The sequence below is a fragment of the Fibrobacter sp. UWH9 genome (genome assembly GCF_900129715.1).
Classification (GTDB): domain Bacteria; phylum Fibrobacterota; class Fibrobacteria; order Fibrobacterales; family Fibrobacteraceae; genus Fibrobacter.
In genome coordinates this window covers 1-19,212 of sequence record NZ_FQWP01000023.1, presented here as the reverse complement: position 1 = coordinate 19,212, position 19,212 = coordinate 1, and the positions used below count along the sequence as shown (strand labels likewise).

General features: G+C 49.2%; 19 protein-coding genes and 1 tRNA gene. 10 read left to right on the top strand and 10 right to left on the bottom strand.

Annotation, left to right across the window (positions count from 1 at the left end; translation table 11 throughout):
• Positions 1-94: 94 nt before the first annotated feature.
• Both secA and tmk read left to right on the top strand, forming a co-directional pair.
• Positions 95-3,058 (top strand): preprotein translocase subunit SecA, encoded by a 2,964-nt coding sequence (gene secA / locus BUB94_RS13895; protein ID WP_073160782.1) that lies wholly within the window; start codon positions 95-97, stop codon positions 3,056-3,058.
• A gap of 155 nt (positions 3,059-3,213) precedes the next feature.
• A complete protein-coding gene (gene tmk / locus BUB94_RS13890; protein ID WP_073238084.1) occupies positions 3,214-3,843 on the top strand; it encodes a dTMP kinase in 630 nt (209 codons plus the stop codon).
• A gap of 355 nt (positions 3,844-4,198) precedes the next feature.
• On the opposite strand, the gene BUB94_RS13885 is transcribed toward tmk, so the two are convergent.
• Positions 4,199-5,125: a DMT family transporter gene (locus BUB94_RS13885; RefSeq protein ID WP_073238081.1), complete on the bottom strand. Its 927-nt coding sequence runs from the start codon at positions 5,123-5,125 to the stop codon at positions 4,199-4,201.
• 201 nt (positions 5,126-5,326) lie between these two features.
• Here BUB94_RS13885 and BUB94_RS13880 point away from each other — a divergent pair, with 201 nt between their 5' ends.
• Together BUB94_RS13880 and BUB94_RS13875 are read left to right on the top strand one after the other, a co-directional pair.
• Positions 5,327-6,982: an endo-1,4-beta-xylanase gene (locus tag BUB94_RS13880; protein ID WP_073238078.1), complete on the top strand. Its 1,656-nt coding sequence runs from the start codon at positions 5,327-5,329 to the stop codon at positions 6,980-6,982.
• 61 nt (positions 6,983-7,043) lie between these two features.
• The gene (locus BUB94_RS13875; RefSeq protein WP_254793747.1) at positions 7,044-8,387 is read left to right on the top strand and encodes a glycosyl hydrolase family 8; all 1,344 of its coding nucleotides are present in this window, start codon (positions 7,044-7,046) and stop codon (positions 8,385-8,387) included.
• Positions 8,388-8,447: 60 nt separating this feature from the next.
• On the opposite strand, the gene BUB94_RS13870 is transcribed toward BUB94_RS13875, so the two are convergent.
• Positions 8,448-8,527: transfer RNA gene (locus BUB94_RS13870), tRNA-Leu, on the bottom strand.
• A gap of 27 nt (positions 8,528-8,554) precedes the next feature.
• A complete protein-coding gene (locus tag BUB94_RS13865; RefSeq protein WP_073160774.1) occupies positions 8,555-8,800 on the bottom strand; it encodes a TIGR03905 family TSCPD domain-containing protein in 246 nt (81 codons plus the stop codon).
• A gap of 243 nt (positions 8,801-9,043) precedes the next feature.
• Here BUB94_RS13865 and BUB94_RS13860 point away from each other — a divergent pair, with 243 nt between their 5' ends.
• The gene (locus tag BUB94_RS13860) at positions 9,044-9,757 is read left to right on the top strand and encodes a GNAT family N-acetyltransferase (RefSeq protein ID WP_073238075.1); all 714 of its coding nucleotides are present in this window, start codon (positions 9,044-9,046) and stop codon (positions 9,755-9,757) included.
• Between the two features lie 112 nt (positions 9,758-9,869).
• On the opposite strand, the gene BUB94_RS13855 is transcribed toward BUB94_RS13860, so the two are convergent.
• Positions 9,870-11,366 carry a toxin-antitoxin system YwqK family antitoxin gene (locus BUB94_RS13855; RefSeq protein WP_073238072.1) on the bottom strand — a complete coding sequence of 499 codons (1,497 nt, stop codon included), beginning with the start codon at positions 11,364-11,366 and terminating at the stop codon, positions 9,870-9,872.
• A 282-nt stretch (positions 11,367-11,648) separates the two neighbouring features.
• Between BUB94_RS13855 and BUB94_RS13850 the strand changes: the two genes are divergently transcribed.
• On the top strand, positions 11,649-12,695 hold the full coding sequence (locus BUB94_RS13850) for a PDDEXK nuclease domain-containing protein (protein WP_083538313.1): 1,047 nt from the start codon (positions 11,649-11,651) through the stop codon (positions 12,693-12,695).
• A gap of 44 nt (positions 12,696-12,739) precedes the next feature.
• Here BUB94_RS13850 and BUB94_RS13845 read toward each other — a convergent pair whose 3' ends face one another.
• Positions 12,740-13,348, bottom strand: coding sequence for an alpha/beta fold hydrolase (locus BUB94_RS13845; RefSeq protein ID WP_073238146.1), 609 nt, complete (start codon positions 13,346-13,348; stop codon positions 12,740-12,742).
• Positions 13,349-13,599: 251 nt separating this feature from the next.
• Between BUB94_RS13845 and BUB94_RS13840 the strand changes: the two genes are divergently transcribed.
• The gene (locus BUB94_RS13840) at positions 13,600-13,902 is read left to right on the top strand and encodes a type II toxin-antitoxin system RelB/DinJ family antitoxin (RefSeq protein ID WP_073160766.1); all 303 of its coding nucleotides are present in this window, start codon (positions 13,600-13,602) and stop codon (positions 13,900-13,902) included.
• Between the two features lie 40 nt (positions 13,903-13,942).
• Positions 13,943-14,323 carry a PIN domain-containing protein gene (locus tag BUB94_RS13835; protein WP_371586006.1) on the top strand — a complete coding sequence of 127 codons (381 nt, stop codon included), beginning with the start codon at positions 13,943-13,945 and terminating at the stop codon, positions 14,321-14,323.
• A gap of 86 nt (positions 14,324-14,409) precedes the next feature.
• Here the strand turns inward: BUB94_RS13835 and BUB94_RS13830 are convergent, their stop codons facing one another.
• Together BUB94_RS13830 and BUB94_RS13825 are read right to left on the bottom strand one after the other, a co-directional pair.
• Positions 14,410-15,156: a hypothetical protein gene (locus BUB94_RS13830; RefSeq protein WP_139260253.1), complete on the bottom strand. Its 747-nt coding sequence runs from the start codon at positions 15,154-15,156 to the stop codon at positions 14,410-14,412.
• Positions 15,153-15,806: an efflux RND transporter permease subunit gene (locus tag BUB94_RS13825; protein ID WP_175547682.1), complete on the bottom strand. Its 654-nt coding sequence runs from the start codon at positions 15,804-15,806 to the stop codon at positions 15,153-15,155. The genes BUB94_RS13830 and BUB94_RS13825 overlap by 4 nt, the downstream gene beginning before the upstream one ends.
• Between BUB94_RS13825 and BUB94_RS13820 the strand changes: the two genes are divergently transcribed.
• The gene (locus BUB94_RS13820; RefSeq protein WP_073238143.1) at positions 15,805-16,185 is read left to right on the top strand and encodes a GNAT family N-acetyltransferase; all 381 of its coding nucleotides are present in this window, start codon (positions 15,805-15,807) and stop codon (positions 16,183-16,185) included. The genes BUB94_RS13825 and BUB94_RS13820 overlap by 2 nt on opposite strands.
• Positions 16,186-16,245: 60 nt before the next feature.
• Here the strand turns inward: BUB94_RS13820 and BUB94_RS13815 are convergent, their stop codons facing one another.
• Together BUB94_RS13815 and pepT are read right to left on the bottom strand one after the other, a co-directional pair.
• Positions 16,246-17,376, bottom strand: coding sequence for an FISUMP domain-containing protein (locus BUB94_RS13815; RefSeq protein ID WP_139260251.1), 1,131 nt, complete (start codon positions 17,374-17,376; stop codon positions 16,246-16,248).
• 70 nt (positions 17,377-17,446) lie between these two features.
• A complete protein-coding gene (gene pepT / locus BUB94_RS13810) occupies positions 17,447-18,751 on the bottom strand; it encodes a peptidase T (protein ID WP_073238064.1) in 1,305 nt (434 codons plus the stop codon).
• Between the two features lie 101 nt (positions 18,752-18,852).
• On the opposite strand from pepT, the gene BUB94_RS16915 reads away from it, so the two are divergent.
• Positions 18,853-19,029, top strand: coding sequence for a hypothetical protein (locus tag BUB94_RS16915; RefSeq protein ID WP_175549735.1), 177 nt, complete (start codon positions 18,853-18,855; stop codon positions 19,027-19,029).
• Here BUB94_RS16915 and BUB94_RS13805 read toward each other — a convergent pair.
• Positions 19,009-19,212: transposase (locus BUB94_RS13805; RefSeq protein ID WP_139258420.1), on the bottom strand; the 204-nt coding region annotated here is incomplete at its 5' end. The two genes, BUB94_RS16915 and BUB94_RS13805, sit on opposite strands and share 21 nt — an antisense overlap.

Genomic DNA, 19,212 nt, shown 5'->3' with positions numbered 1-19,212 from the left:
CTTTTCGGCCGTGGCATGAAAGTTGCTATTTTACGCTCGTATAATTTTAATCAGTGACCGCGGGCTGCGCCCTCGGCCGTAAAAAGGAAACAAAATGAGCATTGTAGATACCGTCCTACACAAGATTTTCGGTACACCCCATGAACGTAAAGTGAAGCAGCTCCGTCCGGTGATTGCAGAAATCAACGCCGCCCGCGAGGCCCTGGAAGCTCTGGATGATGCAGCCCTTGCTGCAAAGAGCGCCGAATTCCGCGAAAAGCTGAACAATGGTGCCACTCTGGACGATATCCGTGTCGATGCCTTTGCTGTCTGTAAGGAAGCTTGCGACCGCCGTCTGGGTATCTTCAATATCTTCAAGCCCGAAAACAATTTTGATTTCAGCAAGCTGGGCCCCGAGCTCCAGGATTGCGTGAACGATGCCAAGGCTCAGCTGGCTTCCGGCAAGAATGAATGGGAAATTTACCTGCCCGCCGCCCTCTATGCCAAGGTCCGCGAACTTTACCCCAAGTCCGTGAAGCCCTTCCGCATGATGCCCTTCGACGTGCAGATGATCGGTGGTCTTGTGCTCCACGAAGGTGCCATTGCAGAAATGGCTACCGGTGAAGGTAAGACTCTGGCTGCAGCTCTCCCGGTTTACTTGAATGCCCTTTCTGGTAAGGGTGTCCACGTGGTGACCGTGAACGACTACCTGGCTGGCCGTGACGCCAAGCAGATGGGTATGGTCTATAAGTTCCTGGGCCTTACTGTGGGTCTGATTGTAAATGGTCTGGATCCGGAACAGCGTCGTACCAGCTACAACTCCGACGTGACTTACGGTACCAACAACGAATTCGGCTTTGACTACCTCCGCGACAACATGGCTGTGGATCCTAGTCAGCTGGTGCAGCGCGAACTGAACTACTGTATCGTTGACGAAGTGGACTCCATCCTTATTGATGAAGCCCGTACTCCGCTGATCATTTCTGGCCCTGCCGAAGATGCTACTGATAAGTATGCCAAGGCAAATGAAATTGCAAAGAAGCTTGTGAAGAACAAGGACTTTGGTGTGGATGAAAAGGATAAGGTCGTGCAGCTTACCTCCAAGGGTGTTGCAAACATCGAATCTATCCTCCAGATTACCAACCTTTATGGTGAACACGCAGACTGGGTTCACTTCATTGACCAGGCTCTTAAGGCATGGCACCTTTACGAACGCGATGTGGACTACATCGTACGCGATGGCGAAATCATCATCGTCGACGAAAACACTGGCCGTCTGATGGAAGGCCGCCGTTACAGCAACGGTATGCACCAGGCTATCGAAGCCAAGGAAAATGTGCAGATCCGTCGCGAGAACCAGACTCTCGCTACCATCACCTTCCAGAACTACTTCCGCATGTATAACAAGCTGTCCGGCATGACCGGTACCGCCGAAACGGAAGCAACGGAATTCATCAAGATCTATAACATGAACACCTGGGTGATTCCCACCAACAATCCTTGCATCCGTAAGGACGAACAGGACCTGGTGTATAAGTCTGAAGATGCCAAGTGGCGCGCCATCGTGGCAGAAATCAAGGAACGTCACGCCAAGGGTCAGCCTCTTCTCGTTGGTACCGCATCCATCGAAAAGTCTGAACACCTCCATGGCTTGCTGGAAAAGGAAGGCGTTCCCCATGAAGTGCTTAACGCAAAGAACCATGGCCGTGAAGCTGAAATCATTCAGTATGCCGGTCATAAGGGCAAGGTGACTATCGCTACCAACATGGCTGGTCGTGGTACCGACATTGCCCTGGGCGAAGGTGTTACCGAACTGGGCGGCTTGCATGTGCTGGGTACTGAACGTCATGAATCCCGCCGTATCGACAACCAGCTCCGCGGTCGTTCCGGCCGTCAGGGTGACCCGGGTTCCAGCCAGTACTTCCTGTCTTTGGATGACAACCTGATGCGTATTTTCGGTGGCGATAACGTCAAGAACCTCATGAGCCGTTTTGGCGTGGGTGAAGACGAAGTGATTACCCATCCCATCGTTTCCCGTTCTATTCGCGGTGCTCAGCGTCGCGTGGAAGGCCAGAGCTTCGATATCCGTAAGCACTTGCTGGATTACGATAATGTGATGAACGAACAGCGTAAGGTGATTTACGGTCTGCGCCGTCGTATCCTGAACGGTGAAGATGTCCGTTCCGAAATCAAGAACCGCATCGAAGACGCTTGCGATATCAAGGTTTCTCAGTACATTGCCGCCAAGAGCTATCCGGAAGACTGGAAGCTTGAAGATCTGCATGTGGATCTGCAGCGCTCCCTTTCTATGGAATACAACCTGACCTTGGAAGAAGCTACCACCAAGACTCCCGAAGTCGTGCTCCAGGAAATTATTGACCTGTGCATGGCCCGTTACGACAAGCTGACCAGGATCATTCCGGAACAGGATTTCCGTCAGATCGAACGCCGCTTCCTCCTCATGACCATCGACCAGGTCTGGAAGGAACACTTGTATGCCATGGACCAGCTGAAGGATTCCATCCGTTTCCACGGATACGCACAGAAGGATCCTCTGATGGTTTACAAGAACGAAGGCTTCAAGATGTTCGAAGGCTGCATGGAAAAGATTGCAACCCTCACCGCCCTCCGTATCTTGAATATCCGCATTACTATTCCGGGCCCCAATGGCCAGCAGATTACCGTGTCCCCGGACCAGCTGCAGCTTAAGTCTCCGGAACAGGTGGAAGCCGAACGTAAGGCTATGGAAGAAGCCAATGGTGCCGCAGCGGAATCTGGTGAACAGGTGAGCGCTGAAGGTGCAAAGGCTGCAGGCCTTGCCGGCGAAGCTGCCTCTTCTGAAACCAACGCCATTTCTGAAGAACAGCAGGCACAGTCTGCTGCAACTGAACAGTCTGGCGCCGCTCCGGAAGCCGCTGCTGAACAGCCCCGTGTCCGTCGCACCTATACTGACCCCCGCGTTCTTGCTGCCCGTCGCGCTGCCGCTCAGGCTCCGAAGATTGGCCGCAATGACATGTGCTGGTGCGGTAGTGGCCTCAAGTACAAGAAGTGCCACGGTAAGGATCTTGGCGAAGAATAATCAGGTGTGAGGTCGCACCTTTGGTGCTTTGAGGTGTGAGGTCGGCTTTCGGCCTCTGAGCTACGATGCATAATTTGTTTTGCTCACACCTCAAAGTGATTGCCGAAGGCAAGAACGGCCTCATTGCTCGAAGCGAACGAAGTGAGCGACTTCTAATGAAGACAGCAAAGCGATTCTTTTCTCTGGAAGGTATTGATGGTTCTGGCAAGTCTACCCAGATTGACTTGCTGGTGGCCGCCCTCGAATCTGAAGGCTATCAGGTGGTGCGCCTGCGTGAACCTGGTGGCGCCAAGATTTCAGAACGCATTCGCGAACTTCTGCTGGACCCTGCCTTCAAGGGAATCATGGCAGACGATACCGAGCTGTTGCTGTATAATGCCGCCCGCGCCCAGGTGATCGCAGAAATTATCAAGCCTGCTCTGGATGCAGGCAAGGTGGTGATTGCGGATCGCTTTGCGTGGAGCACTTTTGCTTACCAGGGTTATGCCCGCGGGCTTGGTGCCGACAAGGTGCAGCGTCTGACGGAACTGACCTGCGGCGGATGCTTCCCGGAATTGACGGTGGTGCTGGACTTGACTGTTGAAGCCAGCCGTGCCCGCACTGCAAAACGTGGCGAGGCACCTGATCGTCTTGAAAGTGAAAAGGCTGACTTCTTTGAACGTGTACGTCAGGGTTACCTGGCCGCGGCCCGTGATTACAGCGATTGCGTTTCAGCGATTGATGCGGCCCGTACACCTGATGAAGTCTTTGCGGACTTGCTGAAGCTGGTGAAGGCAAGACTTTAGTTTGTTCAAATTTGCAGCAAGAATTTTTAGGCTCGCGGTTTAGAATCCGCGGGCTTTTTTTGTGCCATGGGCGACTTTCCCGCTACTTTTTCTTAAAAATGGACTCCAAAATTTTTTTTTAAAGCAATTTGGAGCCTATTTATACATATAAATTAATCGTAAAATGTTTTCTTTTCGCCTTCTCGTTAAGATGTTTGGACTCCTTATGTGGCTTTTTATACTTTTGGAGCCCAAATTATTTACCATAATAGCAAGCGTATTTCGTATAAACTAAAATTATGGACTCCAAAGTTAAGCTTACAGGAAAAATGGAGTCCATCTTGGCCACATTTTGCATTTTTTTCGCGAAGGTGTCCTAGCTGTTGCTTGCTTTTGCCCTGTTTACGGTATAGACGCCTGCGATAATGAGGGCGATGGCAGCGGCCTGGCTCAGTCCAAAGATTCCGATTCCCATGAGGACTGAAACGACAGTGGACGTAGTAGGTTGTACGTAATTATACATGGCCACCACGGTGGGCTGCAATATTTTTTGCGCTCTTGCCATGAGCAGGTAGGCGATGAAGGTGCCGCCGAAAACTACGAAGGCGGATTCGGCCCAGGTAATGGCGGAGATTTCTGGGAAGGGGATTTCCGCGACGCCGCCAAGGGTGAGGGGTGCTACCATGAAGGCGGAGAAGGTAAACATCCACTTCATGCAGGTGATTACGTTGTACTTACTGATGAGATTCTTGAAGAGTCCCAGGTAAATGGCGAAGCTGCACTGGGATGTCATACAGAGAAGGTCTCCCAGGATGTTTCCGGCCTTGGCGTTATTTGCGGTGGCACTTCCGAGAACGAGCATCAGGGCGCCAGATAGGCCTAGCCCAATTCCAAGGACTTTCATGAGGGTGATCCGTTCCCGCAGAAAAACCGCCGACGAGATCAGCGCGAAGATGGGGAGGCTTGTGGCCACGATGGAAGCGTTGATGGGCGATGTGATGGAAAGGCCCACCGTAAAGCAGCACTGGTTGCAGACAATGGCGAAAAGCCCGGCGCCTGCAAACTTGAGGATGTCCTTTTTAGGCGGCTTGGGTTGTGCGGCTTCCAGCGCGGGGAAGAACACCTTTTGAACCAGGGAGGCGATCCAGAAACTGATGGCAGCTCCCGCCACCCTGAAGAACGCCATATCCAGGCCGGTAATGCCGTGGGTCATGGCTTCCTTGCCGATAGGTGCCATCAGGCCCCAGATGGCAGCGGCACCGAATATGCAAAGGTGTGCTTTTAGGTTCGTGCTGTTTTTCATAAGACGGATTTTTTAAAGTATGCGCCTGGTTTTGTGCGGACCAAATTTAGAAAAGATGTTTCCTTGTTTCCATTGGAAAACACTTATTACACTGTTTGCGTTTTTATTCCCGGCGCCATATTGTATATTGGTAAAACAAGTTATCTTTGTATTTGTAAAACGGAATGGGCTATGCCCTCACATCAACCTTCTGGAATAAAAATGCTGAAAAAGATTATCGCAATTTCCACTGTCGCAGCCGCATCCTCTTTTGCGGGCCTGCTTACCAATGGTGACTGTAGCTACGGTGACGGTGGCTGGTATGTTTGGAACAATCCCGATGGTCCTGCAAAATATACCAGCAAGCTGTGCGAAGCTGGTTTCGGTACCGACGCCGGTGACGGTGTGGCCAGCGAAGGCGTCCGTATGGAAGTGACCGACTTGCCGAACCCGTCCTGGGGTCTGCAGCTGCAGCCGCCCAAGTGGCTGGCCGATTCCGCCTACTATACCCTGACCTTCAAGGCCAAGGGCAATGTGCCTATCAACGCCATCGTCCAGGGCGGTGCTCCCGACTGGCGTCAGAAGGAAAGCGCTTCCTTTATGCTGACCAACGAATGGAAGGAATATTCCATGACCTTCCTTGCCGACCAGAAGGGCTACGGCGTGAACAACATTACCTTCCATGTGGGCTTGGCCAAGGGCTGGCTCCAGATGGATGACGTGGAAATCACCAAGGCCGAAGGCATGAATGATACCACCTGGTATGCCAACAATGCCGCCCGTATCGATAGCCTGCGCAAGAAGGACTTTACCTTGACCTTGCCGGATTCCATGAAGGGTGCTTCCGACGTGAAGGTGGAACTGGTCCGCCATGCATTCCCCTTCGGAACTGCACTTGCGCTGTATCCCTCCAAGGACAGTATCGAAACCTGGTACCGCAAGACTGCCAATAAGTACTTCTGGTATGGCGTTCCCGAAAACCAGTTCAAGTGGCCGGAATACGAACCCAAGAAGGGCAAGATCCGCCGCGACGAATTCAAGCAGTATCTGGATTATGTAGACGCCTACAAGTGGGGATTCCGCGCCCACACCCTTATGTGGGGTATCCAGGGTTACGGTTACGACAAGCACTTCAGCATGAAGGGCAGCTGCAAGGAAATCGGCCAGAAGCTGAAGGCCCGTATCGATCGCGACCTTAAGGAATACAAGGGCCGCATCAAGGAATATGACGTATGGAACGAAGCCTTCCATGAACCGTTCCTCTTTAACAAGTGCGGTTGGGACCTTCTGGATAGCGCCCATGTGTGGGCTCATCGCGCTGATCCCGACGCCCGTCTGTTCGTCAACGAATATCAGGTTGTCTCTGCCGGCGAAACCGAACGCCTCTATGACCTTGTGAAGGGGATGCTTGACCGCAAGATTCCTGTTCATGGTATCGGTGTGCAGTGCCACTTCGGTGACCGTGCCATCAACCCTGCCTTTATCCGTGCCCGTCTCGACCGCCTTGCCGAACTTGGCCTGCCCATCAAGGTGACCGAACTTGACTTTGGCGACTGGCAGAAGGGTCTTTATTTTGGCGAAGAAGAACAGGCACGCCGCTACGAAATCGTGCTCCGCTCCTTCTTCAGCCACCCCGCCATCGAAGGTATTTTGCTGTGGGGCTTCTGGGACAATCGTCACTGGGTCCAGAACGGCGGTATCATCGCTTCTGACGGTCGCGAAAAGCCGGCAGCCAAGCTGATTTATGACTTGTGGCACAAGGTGTGGACCACCAACGGAACTTTCAAGGCTGAAGGTGACGTGGTTAAGTTCCGCGGCTATCCGGGTAAGTATAAGGTGACCGCAAACGGCAAGTCCGCTGTAGTGGAACTGAAATAATTTGGGTTCGCAGGAACCCGGCCTCGGCCGGGTTTTACAAAGCAAACTTTTAAAAAAAAAGGTGAACGAAAAAGTCGTGGATGTCGGACAGGTTCGTCGTGACGTTCAGGGAAGTTGTGTTATGAAGAGCGTTTTTGAACAGATCGGGAAGACTCCCGCAGAAATTGAAGCCAAGCTTCAGACCGCCTTTGGGCAGCTCTTCGAGGGCGATCCCGAAAATGAGCGCGTGTGCTTTAACCACGGCGATGACCTGGCCTACATCGTAGATATCGGCCACACGGACATCCGTTCCGAGGGCATGAGCTATGGCATGACTATTGCCGCCCTCATGGGCAAGCGCGACTTGTTCGACAGACTCTGGAATTTCTCCAGGCGCTACATGCGCAACAAGGAAGGCGCCCTGGAAGGTTATTATTCCTGGCAGGTTTCCACCAAGGATTTTTCCATGATGGATCCGGGCCCCGCTCCCGATGGCGAGGAATATTTTGCGATCGCGCTGATTTATGGCGCCAAGGTTTTTGGATGTGATGAATACCTGAAGGAAGCGGTGAAGCTGCTTCACGATATGGCCTACAAGCCGGAAACGGAAGAAGTGTTCACCATGATGGACCGGAAGGCTGGTCTTGTGCGATTCTCTCCTATGAAGGGGAATGACTACACGGACCCCAGCTACAACACGCTGGCATTCTACCGCATGTACGGTGAAGCCTGCAAGGTTGCTGAAGCCAAGGGTATCGCCGGTGTCGCTTGTTCTGTCGCGGGGGCCGCTTCTAGTTCTGTCGCTGGCTCCGCTGGAAGTGACGGCGCAGTGACCGCTGACCAGGATGTGGATTTCTGGAAGAAGATTGCCGCCAACAGTTTTGAGTACCTGAAGAAGGCTTGCCACCCGGTAACGGGTATGGCTGCAGACTACAGCGAATTTGACGGCACTCCCCGCAAGACTCCCTGGCACGATGCAAGCCACTGCTTCTGCGGTGACGCCTGGCGCGTAGCCTGGAACATTGCGCTGGATGCAAAGAACCTGGAACGTGCCCAGCTGGCCGCTGCCGGGAATGGCGCCGCAGTCGGCGTCGCGGGAACCCAGCCCGACAACGTAGCCGCAGTCCGTGAATGGGAAATCGCGGAAATCCGCCACCTGCTGAATTACTTTAATGACCACCGCCCCTATGTGGCCGACTCCTACATCGACGGCTCCGGATTCTTCCGTGAAGCACGTCTGGCTACCGGTGGCCTTATCGGTATGAACGGTGCTGCAACTATTGCGCTGCCCGAAGGCGATCCGCTGATCAAGCCTTTTGCCGAAGACCTGTGGAACCTGGAAGTTCCTACGGGTACCTGGCGTTACTACGACGGACTTCTCTACATGTTGGGTCTGCTGGCCTGCAGTGGAAAGTTCTACGTATAGACGGATTCCTCCTAACCCCCAAAAAAAGACCCCGCAGCGCGAGCTACGAGGTCTTTTTTATGCGAGGGGTGGGAGTCGAACCCACACACCGAGGTACCAGATCCTAAGTCTGGCGCGTCTGCCAATTCCGCCACTCTCGCAATTTTAGGAGTGTCAAATATAATAAATTACAGAACTTCCCGGATGGCCTTGGCCAGCTGGTCGGCGCAGGAAGTGGATTTTCCGTTGCAGGTGTTGCCTTCCAGGATGTCGGCGATTTCCTTCATGTCCTTGCCTTCGCAGAGCTTGCCGATGGCTTTCAGGTTGCCGTTGCAGCCACCCATGAAGTTGAGGTTGTACATCTTGCCGTTTTCGTAGTCGAAAGTGATGAGCTGGGCGCAGGTGCCGCTGGTCTTGAATTCCTTAGTCTGCATAAAAGCCTCTCGTGGCGCCTTGGAAGTCGCCGATTGTGTTTATGGACAATGTAGAAATTACGGCAGGATTGTGACCACTCCCTTGAAAAATGAGTATATTATAACCGAACCTTTATTACGGAGTTGGATGTTCTTAATCCATAATTTCGACTTCGGTCGAACCCAAAACTGGGACATTGTTTAATGCGGGTTGCGCCGGGTGGCGTGACTCGTATCCTTTCACACTAAAAAAGGAAATAAACAATGTCTAATAATTCTGAATACACTATCCGACAGGAACAGCCTGCCGATTTCTCTGCTGTTGAAAACTTGACCCGTGAAGCTTTCTGGAACGTCTATCGTCCCGGATGCTCGGAACATTACGTGCTTCATTGCTACAGGAACCATCCGGACTTTATTCCCGAATTGAGCCTGGTGCTGGAAGGCCCTGGGAACTGCGGGCTTTCCGCAGGCGAAAACTGTCGCGAGGCAGTGGGTCGCGAAATCCTCGCCCATGTGATGTTCGCCTGGAGTGAAATTCTGGTGGACCCGCAGGCCGGTTCCGCTCAGGCTGGGGAGACCGCGCAGGAACCGCAGCGCCTGCGCATGATGACCTTCGGGCCTATCAGCGTTCGCCCCGACATGCAACGCAAGGGCCTTGGCAAGATGCTGCTGGACTATGCCCTGGAACGTGCCCGCGAAATGGGCGCCGGATGTATCGCCATGTGCGGTAACATCCAGTTCTACGGCAAGTGCGGTTTTGCAGTTGCAACGTCCAAGGGTATCCGCTATGCGGACGATCCTGATGGCGACGCGCCCTACTTCCTGATTCGGGAGTTGACGCCTGGTTTTCTGGACGGCATCCGCGGAAGTTATCGCGATCCTTCGCCCTACTTCGTCGACGATAAAGACGTGGAGGAATTCGATAAGCAGTTCCCGCCCAAGGAAAAGAAGGTGTTGCCTGGACAACTAGGGTAGTACTCGCAAAGTCCTTGCCCGTTGTGTCATCCTCGCGTAGGCGAGGATCTAGCATCGGATGTAAAAAAGCTACCGAGGAATTCTCGGTAGCTTCATTGCATTTTAATGTTTCCTAATAAACTTCGCACTTGTCCACGTATTCGTACTTCGGTCTTTCCTTGCGAATGCAGCCATTCACTTCGTCCTGCATACTAAAAGGTCTGTTACGACGACGTGGAGGAACTTCAACATCATTTCCCTCAAAGTCCTTGAAGTGACAAATGGCCTTGCGCACCCCGTCTACCTCGATAACCTGGTAATCGCGAATTGTGATTTCATCTTCGGAATATTCCTTGAAGTAAATCAGTTTGCGCCTGTATCCTTCTAGGTAGTATTCCTTTTGAATCCAAAGTTTACCGCTTTCGTAAAAGTCTGTTTCCTTTACCAGACTATCTTGTTTTTCAGAACTAAAAATTAGGATGCCATTATCGGAATAGATTCTTTTTTTCTGAATGTGTACCGTCGCGTTATCGATTCTTCCTTTTTCAAAGAATTCGCTTATGATAGCGCCTTTTGCATTGGTGCATTTGCCTTTGTATTCGTTGTTCAGGGAGTCTTTCCAGGATTCGCATATTTTGGAGGAATCGTTCCAATCCCTGTCTATCCAATGTACAATTCCATTTACGATTTCTTTTTTTAGCGATCCATCCTCGTTATATGAATATTCTCCTGTGGAATCTTTTAGCGATTTTAGGTTTCCGTTTTCATAGAAAAATTTTTCGGTCAAGGAATCCTTGTAGTATTTAAGATTTCCATCTTCGTCAAATAATTTATGGTAGTAGGTATCATAGTGGTTGCCTGATTCCGAAAGGTAAATGACAAAATCATTTCTAAGATTTCCATTGCGATAGTATTCTCGTTGAAACCCTTGTTGGACACTAAAGGCAAAAATCCTTTCGGCACTTATTTTACCATTGAGTGAATAACTGAATTCTTTTCCTACGGAACGTCCTGCAATAAAAATTGCCTTTCGAGCCAGCATCCCATTAGAATGAAATGAGTAGCTTACATGAATATTTGGCCTTGTCTTTTGATTATTCGAATTGCTGCCGTTACTTTCTTTTGACTCAGTTTTTATCTGACCATCTTTGAAAAAAATCTCACGGGAAATTTCGTGGTCATTTTTGTACTTGCATCTGTATTGTAACCTACCATCCGGATAATTGCTGATGAAGTCTCCTTCCACTTTGCCATTTTCTATAAAGTATTCTTGAAGTAGAATGCCTGATTCGTAGAATTGCTTTACATGACCGTCTTCACTAACAGAAACGTGCAATGCTCCCGATGGGAAATAGCAGAGAAAGTCGCCTTGTTGGATTCCCTTCGCGAAAGAACCCTTGCATTCCATAGAACCATTTTCGTAGTAGGTAGTGATAGTTGAGTTGCTACGGTCTGCCCCATGAAATTCATTGTGCTCCATAAGGGCGCCGGAGGGGTAAAATTTATCAACGCCTTCCACACCATTTTCTTTGAAACCCTGCTGTACTAATTGACCATTCGGGTATTTTCGAATACCTGAATTTGAACAAGCAATCAAGGCTAGTGCAATAAGAAAAAGAATGAATTTCATTTAAGCCTACAGTTTTTTAGGAATATAACAAATTCCCTGATTGCGAATACAGTGTGTTCGCAATTGCATCGTTGACTGCATAACGACAGTGTCTTGCAAATGATTTACGCATAGATTATATTTTGCACATTGCTAATCCCTATACGTAGGGCATCATAAATTCTCTGCCGCGAGTCGTGGGAGCGTGCCACATTAGGCATCTCCGCAGAACCTGAGAGAGGAGGCAAGCCTCTTGACTGTGCACGTAGAGCTGGGAACAAAGGGGTTCCCTCAACATCTCTCATGAAAATAAGGAATGGAGTATCCGGCAGCGATGCCGTGTTTTCGCGTGTCAACGAAAAGTTTGTCCAGGAAATTCGAGGAATTATTGAGCAGTCCCGTCAGAACGCTGTTCGCAGCGTGGATTTTTGCCGAGTGCAGATGTACTGGAATATCGGTAAGCGTATCCAGGTTGAGGAGCAGAAGGGTAAGAAGCGTGCTGATTACGGGTCTTTTCTGCTGAAAAATCTGTCAAAAAGGCTTGAACCTGAGTACGGAAGTGGATTTTCGTATCGTCAATTGGCTTTTTGTCGCAAGTTTTACACCCTTTATCCAATTGTGAACGCAGTGCGTTCACAATTGAACTGGACTCAATATCGCGATCTAATTCAGATAGAAGATCCAGACAAGCGCGAGTATTATGAGCTGGAGGCCATCAACAATGCGTGGACTAGCCGTGAACTCGAACGCCAGATTCACTCGCAGCTTTACGAGCGTCTACTCCTCAGCTCCGACAAGGAGAAGGTCCTGGCGGTAGCCCGTAAGCAGCGGATTCCTGAAACGCCCCAGGAGGTTATCAAGGACCCTATGGTTCTTGAATTCCTCGGTTTGGATAGGCAGCCCGAATACTACGAACGGGACCTGGAATCGGCCATTATTAATCACCTACAGCGTTTTTTGCTGGAGCTGGGCAACGGCTTTGCCTTTATCGCAAGACAGAAGAGGATTCTTCTGGAAGATGACGAATTTTTTGTGGATCTCGTGCTTTATAATCGTCTTCTTCGTTGCTTTGTGATTGTTGAAATCAAGACGGAAAAGGCGACGCATCAGGATCTTGGTCAGTTGCAGATGTATGTGAACTACTTTGATCGTATCGAAAAACTTCCCGACGAGAACAGGACCATCGGAATTCTTCTTTGCGCGGGCAAGAACGATACCGCCGTGAAAATGACTCTGCCCGAAGACAACTCCACAATCCTCGCCAGTGAATACAAACTCTACATCCCTTCAAAGGAACAGTTGATTGCCGAAGTCAAGCAAATCCAGGAGAAATTTGAGAATAGAGGGTGAAATGCAAAAAACTAAAACAACATTTGAAATAATGATGGATGATCCTAAGCAAATGATTTGCCGTTCTTTAACCATTCGTCTAGAAATTTCATTTGCTCGTCGGTGTGGAACCAATGCTCACCGCCTTCCATAATGGTGAGTGGTGCGTGAATCTTGCCTGCGAATTCGGTAATCGTTTCTAGGGAAACGAGATTGTCCTTGGAGCCATAAAGAATCTTGGTGGGAACATTCCACTGGATAGGATGATTGCGGACGTAACTTAGGTATTCCCAGGAAAGGGTTTCGCCGAAGCCCGTGGCGATGGTTTTCTTTTCGCAAAGTTCATCTTCGGAGACACCTGCCCACATCATCATATCGCAAATCAGCTTTTCCATATCCACCATGGGCGAAATGAAATAAGCTTTTGTGATTCGGGATGAACTAAGGGAAATCATCGAAAAGTATGCACCGATGCTGTTGGCGACAAGATAGACCTGATCATAGCCTGCGGAAACAGATTCAAGGTATTTGATAAATTCGTCCTTGGCGTCCCAGGGATTTTCTGCCTTGTAGTCAAAACCCATGACTTCACAATCAGGAAAAAGAGGCTTGTAATGTTCAGCTTCTGCAGCATTGCCGCCTTTCCCGTGAATGTAGATTACGAGAGATTTCATAGCCTTTCCGTTCATAAGGATAAATTTAGCTGTAAACAGTTAAAAAGTCGATATTTTGCTTTTATAAGTGTAATTTATTAGAAGTTCAAGCAATAGTCAAATTAAATAAAGGTCAAATCTTTTTTTTGAAAACGCAATTGTTTGTTCGTCTTTTTGTAATAATGGAGTAGATTGGAAAGCGTGAAATTTTAATAAGTGTTAAACTATTGCTTTTGTATTACTAAAGTATTATATTTATACTGAGGTAAACGATGGAAACGACAGTCATTCAAACGCGTGTAGAAACTTCCTTGAAAAAGGAAGCTGAAGAATTTTTTCAGTCTGTTGGTCTTGATATGACCACTGCGATTAGGCTTTTTTTGAATCAGGTCTTGATCCAGAAAAAAATCCCGTTTGAGATTGAATCCAAGGAGTCGATCTCGAGAGCACAGGCATTGGAAAATTTTTATGCGATGCGTGCTGGTGCAAGGAACTTGCAGGAAATGTCCTTGGATGAAATCAATGCTGAAATTCAGTGCGTCAGGGAAAGAAGCAAGGCCAAGGCGTATAAGTGATTCTTGCGACGTTTGATACAAATGTCCTGATACAAATGTCCTGGTTTCTGCTTTGATGGCACGTCGTGATGATTCCGCGACAGTTGTCGTTGTACGTATGATGCTTGAAGGCAAGATAGTTCCGCTGTACAACGAAGAAATTCTTGAAGAATATGGCGAGGTTCTAAGGCGCTCAAAGTTCCGTTTTCCAGAGCCACGCATTCAGTTCCTTTTGGAGTCTATCAAGACCTTCGGAATGAATGTGGATCGTCTTGAGACCGGAATGGTGCTGCCCGATATGGATGATCTCGTATTTTACGAAATTACGATGGGCAAGGCTGACGAAGATGCCTATTTGATAACCGGGAACATCAAGCATTTCCCCGAACAGTCAAATATTGTAACTCCGGCAGAAATGGTGGAGATTGTGAATTTAAGCTGAAGTGAAGTCGGCGACCATGGCGGTGACGAGGCCGATGGTTGCCATGCGGGCGAAATGGTGTGGAATGGCTTGACGGAGCCAAAATATTATTCGTTACCATCGTTCTTTTCGTTGAGATTTGCAAAAATGTCTACGGTTAATGCAAATCTATTTTGTTCATTATCTAAGTCTCTGCCGTAACGAAATTCCAGAGCAAAGCGTTTGATGATGGAAACGTAAAACCCTGCGCCAGCTTCGCGATAGAATTTGGGACTTGGCATTTTTTCAGGGATTGCACCAAATTCGATTTTGTATTCTTCACGTCCGTTTCTTGAGAAATGTTCTGTGAATCCGATTTTTATGTTGTCTCCAATGGGAATTTGCTGAATGATCATGCCTCCAGCAGAACTGGGAATTAAGGAACACCATCCTGTAATTCCTAAATAAGGCGAGATAAATCCTGTTTGAAGAAACTGGGTGAATGTCTGAACTCCTCCGCCGATACTGAAAAAAGAAAAATTTTTGAAAATGGATGCTGCATAGTCAAATACCCATTCTTGATGACGGACATCATCAATGTCGTTGTCTGTTTTACCGCCACGATTCAAGTCGCCACCATATAAAGAAATGTTGGCGTTTGCAGTGACTGTGTTCTTGTCATAGCTTTCCATAAAGGCTACTGCAGAAGGAGGACGCATAACAGTGCTGCATCCCGTTAGCAAAAACGTAAGAATAAGAATGAGGTATAACGTTCTCTTCATACAACTCTTAAAGAATGAAAATAAAAAAGAATTTGCAAATCTAAAAAGCAATTTATAATTTTCTTGACCTTCGCGAGAAGATTGCAATCTCACTTCCCCGTTTCCTTCCCGAAGGGCTTCGTCAGCATAATCAGCACTGGTGTGATGGTGAAGTCGGCGATTAATGCGGTGACGAGGCCGATGGTTGCCATGAGGCCCACTCTGAAAAAGATGGTGACGGGGCTGACCATGTAGGCGAGGAACATCATGCAGAGAATGATGGTGGTGCTGACCATGCTCTTGCCCACGTCTCTGAAGGTGGCGAGAATGGATTCGCGGTAGTTGCCGCATCGTTCAAAGCAGAGCTTGGAATGGTTCACGAAATGGATGGTATCGTCCACCGCAATGCCGATGGCCATGGGAATCACCATCATGGTCATCATGTCCATGCTGAAGGCGCATGCGCCCATGACGCCGCCAATCACAAGGATGGGTGCCACGTTGGGGATCATGCCGATAAGACCAGTTTTTACGCTCATGAAGGAGGCAATCAAAAGCAGCGCAATTACTACGAAGGAGATGCAGACGGATTTGATTTCACCTTCCACCAGTTTGTTGTTCATGGAGGATTGTTCTACGGCGTAACCTTCTACGCCAACATCTGCCTTGGGGAAATACTTGCGAACCAGAGTTTGTGCGCTATCGATATCGATGTCCAGCTGCTTGGAATTCCATTCCTTCAGTTCCACATGAATGTAGGCCATGCTGAAATCATCGGTGACGCCGCCTATCAGCGTTCGCCCCGACATGCAACGCAAGGGCCTTGGCAAGATGCTTCTGGATTATGCCTTGGAACGCGCCCGCCAAATGGGTGCCGGATGTATCGCCATGTGCGGTAACATCCAGTTCTACGGCAAGTGCGGTTTCGTGACGGCCACCTCTAAGGGAATCCGTTACGCCGACGATCCCGATGGCGACGCGCCTTACTTCCTCATCAAGGAATTGACGCCCGGTTTTCTGGACGGCATCCGCGGAAGTTATCGCGATCCTTCGCCCTACTTCGTCGACGATAAAGACGTGGAGGAATTCGATAAGCAGTTCCCGCCCAAGGAAAAGAAGGTGCTGCCAGGACAACTGTTCTGATAGCATGAAATAACGCTAATAAAAAGCAGGTTACCCCGGCATAACGTGGGGTAACCTTTTTTAATGATCCTTCACGCATCGAACATTTAGACCCCAGCTTTTTGTTGACTCGAGGTTACGTCCTGCACTAAAGAAAGTATCGGTTATAAACAGACTTATGGCGTAGTTTTCTTTCGTTTCGGATGAAGCCCAAAAGTATGCACCACATCCTGTGTCTGTATAATTACCGTCATTGAATCGAAAACCCGTAGGTAGTGCAGAGAATCCTGAAGTATTCGTATTGGTTTCATCTCCAAAAGACGTACCGCTCATTTTATCGCCGCGGCAATAGTCCCAACCAACAGAGCTCCTCAATGCTTTAAAGTCATTAAAGGATCCGCCGCCGATAACTTTTGCACTAGCTAAAAAATCCTCCAGTTCTTCAAGAGTTGGTAAGTGCCACCCTTCATCACAAATTCCCTTGACATATCCGTTAAGACCGCAAACTTTTCCCATTCCACAATCCAAGTTTTTTCCGCCTTCATTCGCTAATTTAACAGAATCTACAGCTGCGGACCAGGAATAAAAACGCCCCACAATATCGCAGGATTCCCAATCGCCTTTTAAACACCAATTATTTCCCTTGAGACTGGGTGTTGCAACACTATCGGCGTAGCGTAAGTTTTCTGCCATCCAAGTCTGATTGCCAACTACAACGGTCTTATAAACCTGACCATCGCGGCTGTCCGTCATTTGACCATACTCAATCTTAGGGCTAAACCACGATTCATTTGGTATATTCCAAGGATACATGTCTATTTCAAGACTTCCCACATACCAAACCCCTCTATAGCAAGTGTAGAGATTATTGTATTTATCCATCCAGTTTCGATATTTTGCAATACCCCAATCCTCGCACTCGCCACCCATTTCAGTCAAAGTTGCTTGAATAGAATCATTGGTCCACACTAGTGCACTAGAGGATGACAAAATGTCATCAATAAAGTCTTTTTCACTTGATGACGATTCTTCACGCACTTCACTGCTAGACGAAGAAGACTTGATTTGAGAGGATGAACTTTCCGGAGTCTTTTCAGAGGATGACAATACTTCGGAAATGCTGGAAGAACTTTCCAAAAAATCATCAGGTTCAACTGCGGTACTTTTTTCATCACCACAAGCGGACAGTGCAATCAAAAAAGTAACCAGCAAAATCCAAATGTCTAGACAATTTTTCACGTTTATAAAATTTTCTCAACAACGTTTTGCGTCAGTTTATTTTTTACCCGCAGGCGATTTTCTTGATGATCTTTACCACGGATTCCATGGCTTCTACAGACACATGTTCGAAGGGGCCGTGATAGCCGTAGCCACCTGTTCCAAGGTTGGGGCAGGGCAGTCCCATAAAGCTGAGCTTGGAGCCGTCGGTGCCGCCGCGGACAGGTTCGCTGATGGGTTGCAGGCAGTTTTCTGCCTTGCCGAAAATTTCGGGTTTGGTCGCGGCTAGTTCGTCGCCTACGGATTCAATGGCCTTGCGGGCGCGTTCCAGAACTTCGGGGCATTTCTCGATGACTTCCAGCATGTTGCTGTAGGAATGTTTCAGCTGCAGTTCTACAACGGGCGCGCTTTCGGTACCGCCGAATTTTGCATTGTACTTCGCGGCAACTTGGCGTAAAAATTCCTGACGTTCCTCGAAGCGCTTCTTGTCATGATCGCGGACGATGTAGCAGAGGGTGGCTTCGCTGACGTCGCCTTGCATATCTGTCAGGTGATAGAAACCCTGGTGGCCTTCGGTCATGGCGGGCGTTTCGTCGGCGGGGAGTGCCATGGCGATTTCCGCAGCTATGAGGCTTGCGTTCTTCATGATGTCCTTTGCTTCACCGGGATGAACGCTCTTGCCGTGGACAATGAACTTTGCGCTAGCCGCATTGAAGTTCTCGTAGGCGATGTCCCCTTCGTAGCCGCCGTCAACGGTGTAGCCGTACTTGGCCTTCATGTAATTCAAGTCAACCAGATCCGCACCGCGACCGATTTCTTCGTCGGGCGTAAAGCAAACCCAGATGTCTCCGTGACCAGAGAGATTCTCGTAGCCGCGACTTTCGGCGTGGCGGTCGGTAGCCACCAGCTCTTCCATGGCGGTGACGATTTCTGCAATGCCCGCCTTGTCGTCGGCGCCTAGCAATGTGGTGCCGTCGGTGGTAATCAGGGTGCGGCCCTTCAGAGTTTTAAGGGTGGGGAAGTCGGCCACTTTCAACACGGCGCCGGAACCTTTCAGCACAACATCGACGCCGTCGTAATTTTCGATAATCTGGGGCTTCACATTTTCGCCGCTAAAGTCCGGCGAGGTATCCATGTGGCTAATGAAGGCGATGGCGTCGTCATCTTCGTGGCCGGCGGTAGCGGGCAGCAAGCCGTACACATAGCCGTGTTCGTCCATCTTTACCTGCTGCAAGCCGATGTCGTTCAGCTCTTGGGCCAAGTACCTGCCCAATGCAAGCTGACGTTCCGAACTGGGACAATTTTCGCAGTTCTCATCGGAAGTGGTATGGAAGCTGACGTACTTTAAAAAACGTTCCTGTACCTTCATAATGAACCCATAAAGTTAGCGCTTGATTTTCTGACTTAAAAACTAGAATGTTTGGTAAATAAAATGGGGGAGTCGGGTCATTAAAAGTTTATCTTTAGGGTATGACAGCAGAAAAGGGAAAGTCTACAGATCAAGTTCCGCTGAAACTGGTTACGGTAAAACGCAGCCGTTTTTCTCACGTGCGCCTGGATGATCCCGAGACCTGGCCGTTAGTGGCCCAGTTCTTTTTGAGGCATCATCAACATGTGTGGAAGCATTTAGGCAGCCTTGCTAGATGATTCTCTCGATTCCGATTCCCATTCGTAGGCTATCTTTACATCTACATAGGAACAGCTCAACATTATCAGCGACAGCATGTTGTTCATATTCCTGAAGCCATAGGCAGTCCGTATCAGTAGCTTTATCTTGTTGTTCGTCGCCTCGATCCTTGCGTTTGACACGCCCAGCCTGATTGTGTTGAG

Excerpts from the sequence above, each read along its gene's own strand:
- secA (WP_073160782.1), top strand. The coding sequence starts at position 95 with ATGAGCATTGTAGATACCGTCCTACACAAGATTTTCGGTACACCCCAT.
- tmk (WP_073238084.1), top strand. The coding sequence starts at position 3,214 with ATGAAGACAGCAAAGCGATTCTTTTCTCTGGAAGGTATTGATGGTTCT.
- BUB94_RS13885 (WP_073238081.1), bottom strand. The coding sequence starts at position 5,125 with ATGAAAAACAGCACGAACCTAAAAGCACACCTTTGCATATTCGGTGCC.
- BUB94_RS13880 (WP_073238078.1), top strand. The coding sequence starts at position 5,327 with ATGCTGAAAAAGATTATCGCAATTTCCACTGTCGCAGCCGCATCCTCT.
- BUB94_RS13865 (WP_073160774.1), bottom strand. The coding sequence starts at position 8,800 with ATGCAGACTAAGGAATTCAAGACCAGCGGCACCTGCGCCCAGCTCATC.
- BUB94_RS13860 (WP_073238075.1), top strand. The coding sequence starts at position 9,044 with ATGTCTAATAATTCTGAATACACTATCCGACAGGAACAGCCTGCCGAT.
- BUB94_RS13855 (WP_073238072.1), bottom strand. The coding sequence starts at position 11,366 with ATGAAATTCATTCTTTTTCTTATTGCACTAGCCTTGATTGCTTGTTCA.
- BUB94_RS13850 (WP_083538313.1), top strand. The coding sequence starts at position 11,649 with ATGAAAATAAGGAATGGAGTATCCGGCAGCGATGCCGTGTTTTCGCGT.
- BUB94_RS13845 (WP_073238146.1), bottom strand. The coding sequence starts at position 13,348 with ATGAAATCTCTCGTAATCTACATTCACGGGAAAGGCGGCAATGCTGCA.
- BUB94_RS13840 (WP_073160766.1), top strand. The coding sequence starts at position 13,600 with ATGGAAACGACAGTCATTCAAACGCGTGTAGAAACTTCCTTGAAAAAG.
- BUB94_RS13820 (WP_073238143.1), top strand. The coding sequence starts at position 15,805 with ATGCTGAAATCATCGGTGACGCCGCCTATCAGCGTTCGCCCCGACATG.
- BUB94_RS13825 (WP_175547682.1), bottom strand. The coding sequence starts at position 15,806 with ATGGCCTACATTCATGTGGAACTGAAGGAATGGAATTCCAAGCAGCTG.
- pepT (WP_073238064.1), bottom strand. The coding sequence starts at position 18,751 with ATGAAGGTACAGGAACGTTTTTTAAAGTACGTCAGCTTCCATACCACT.
- BUB94_RS16915 (WP_175549735.1), top strand. The coding sequence starts at position 18,853 with ATGACAGCAGAAAAGGGAAAGTCTACAGATCAAGTTCCGCTGAAACTG.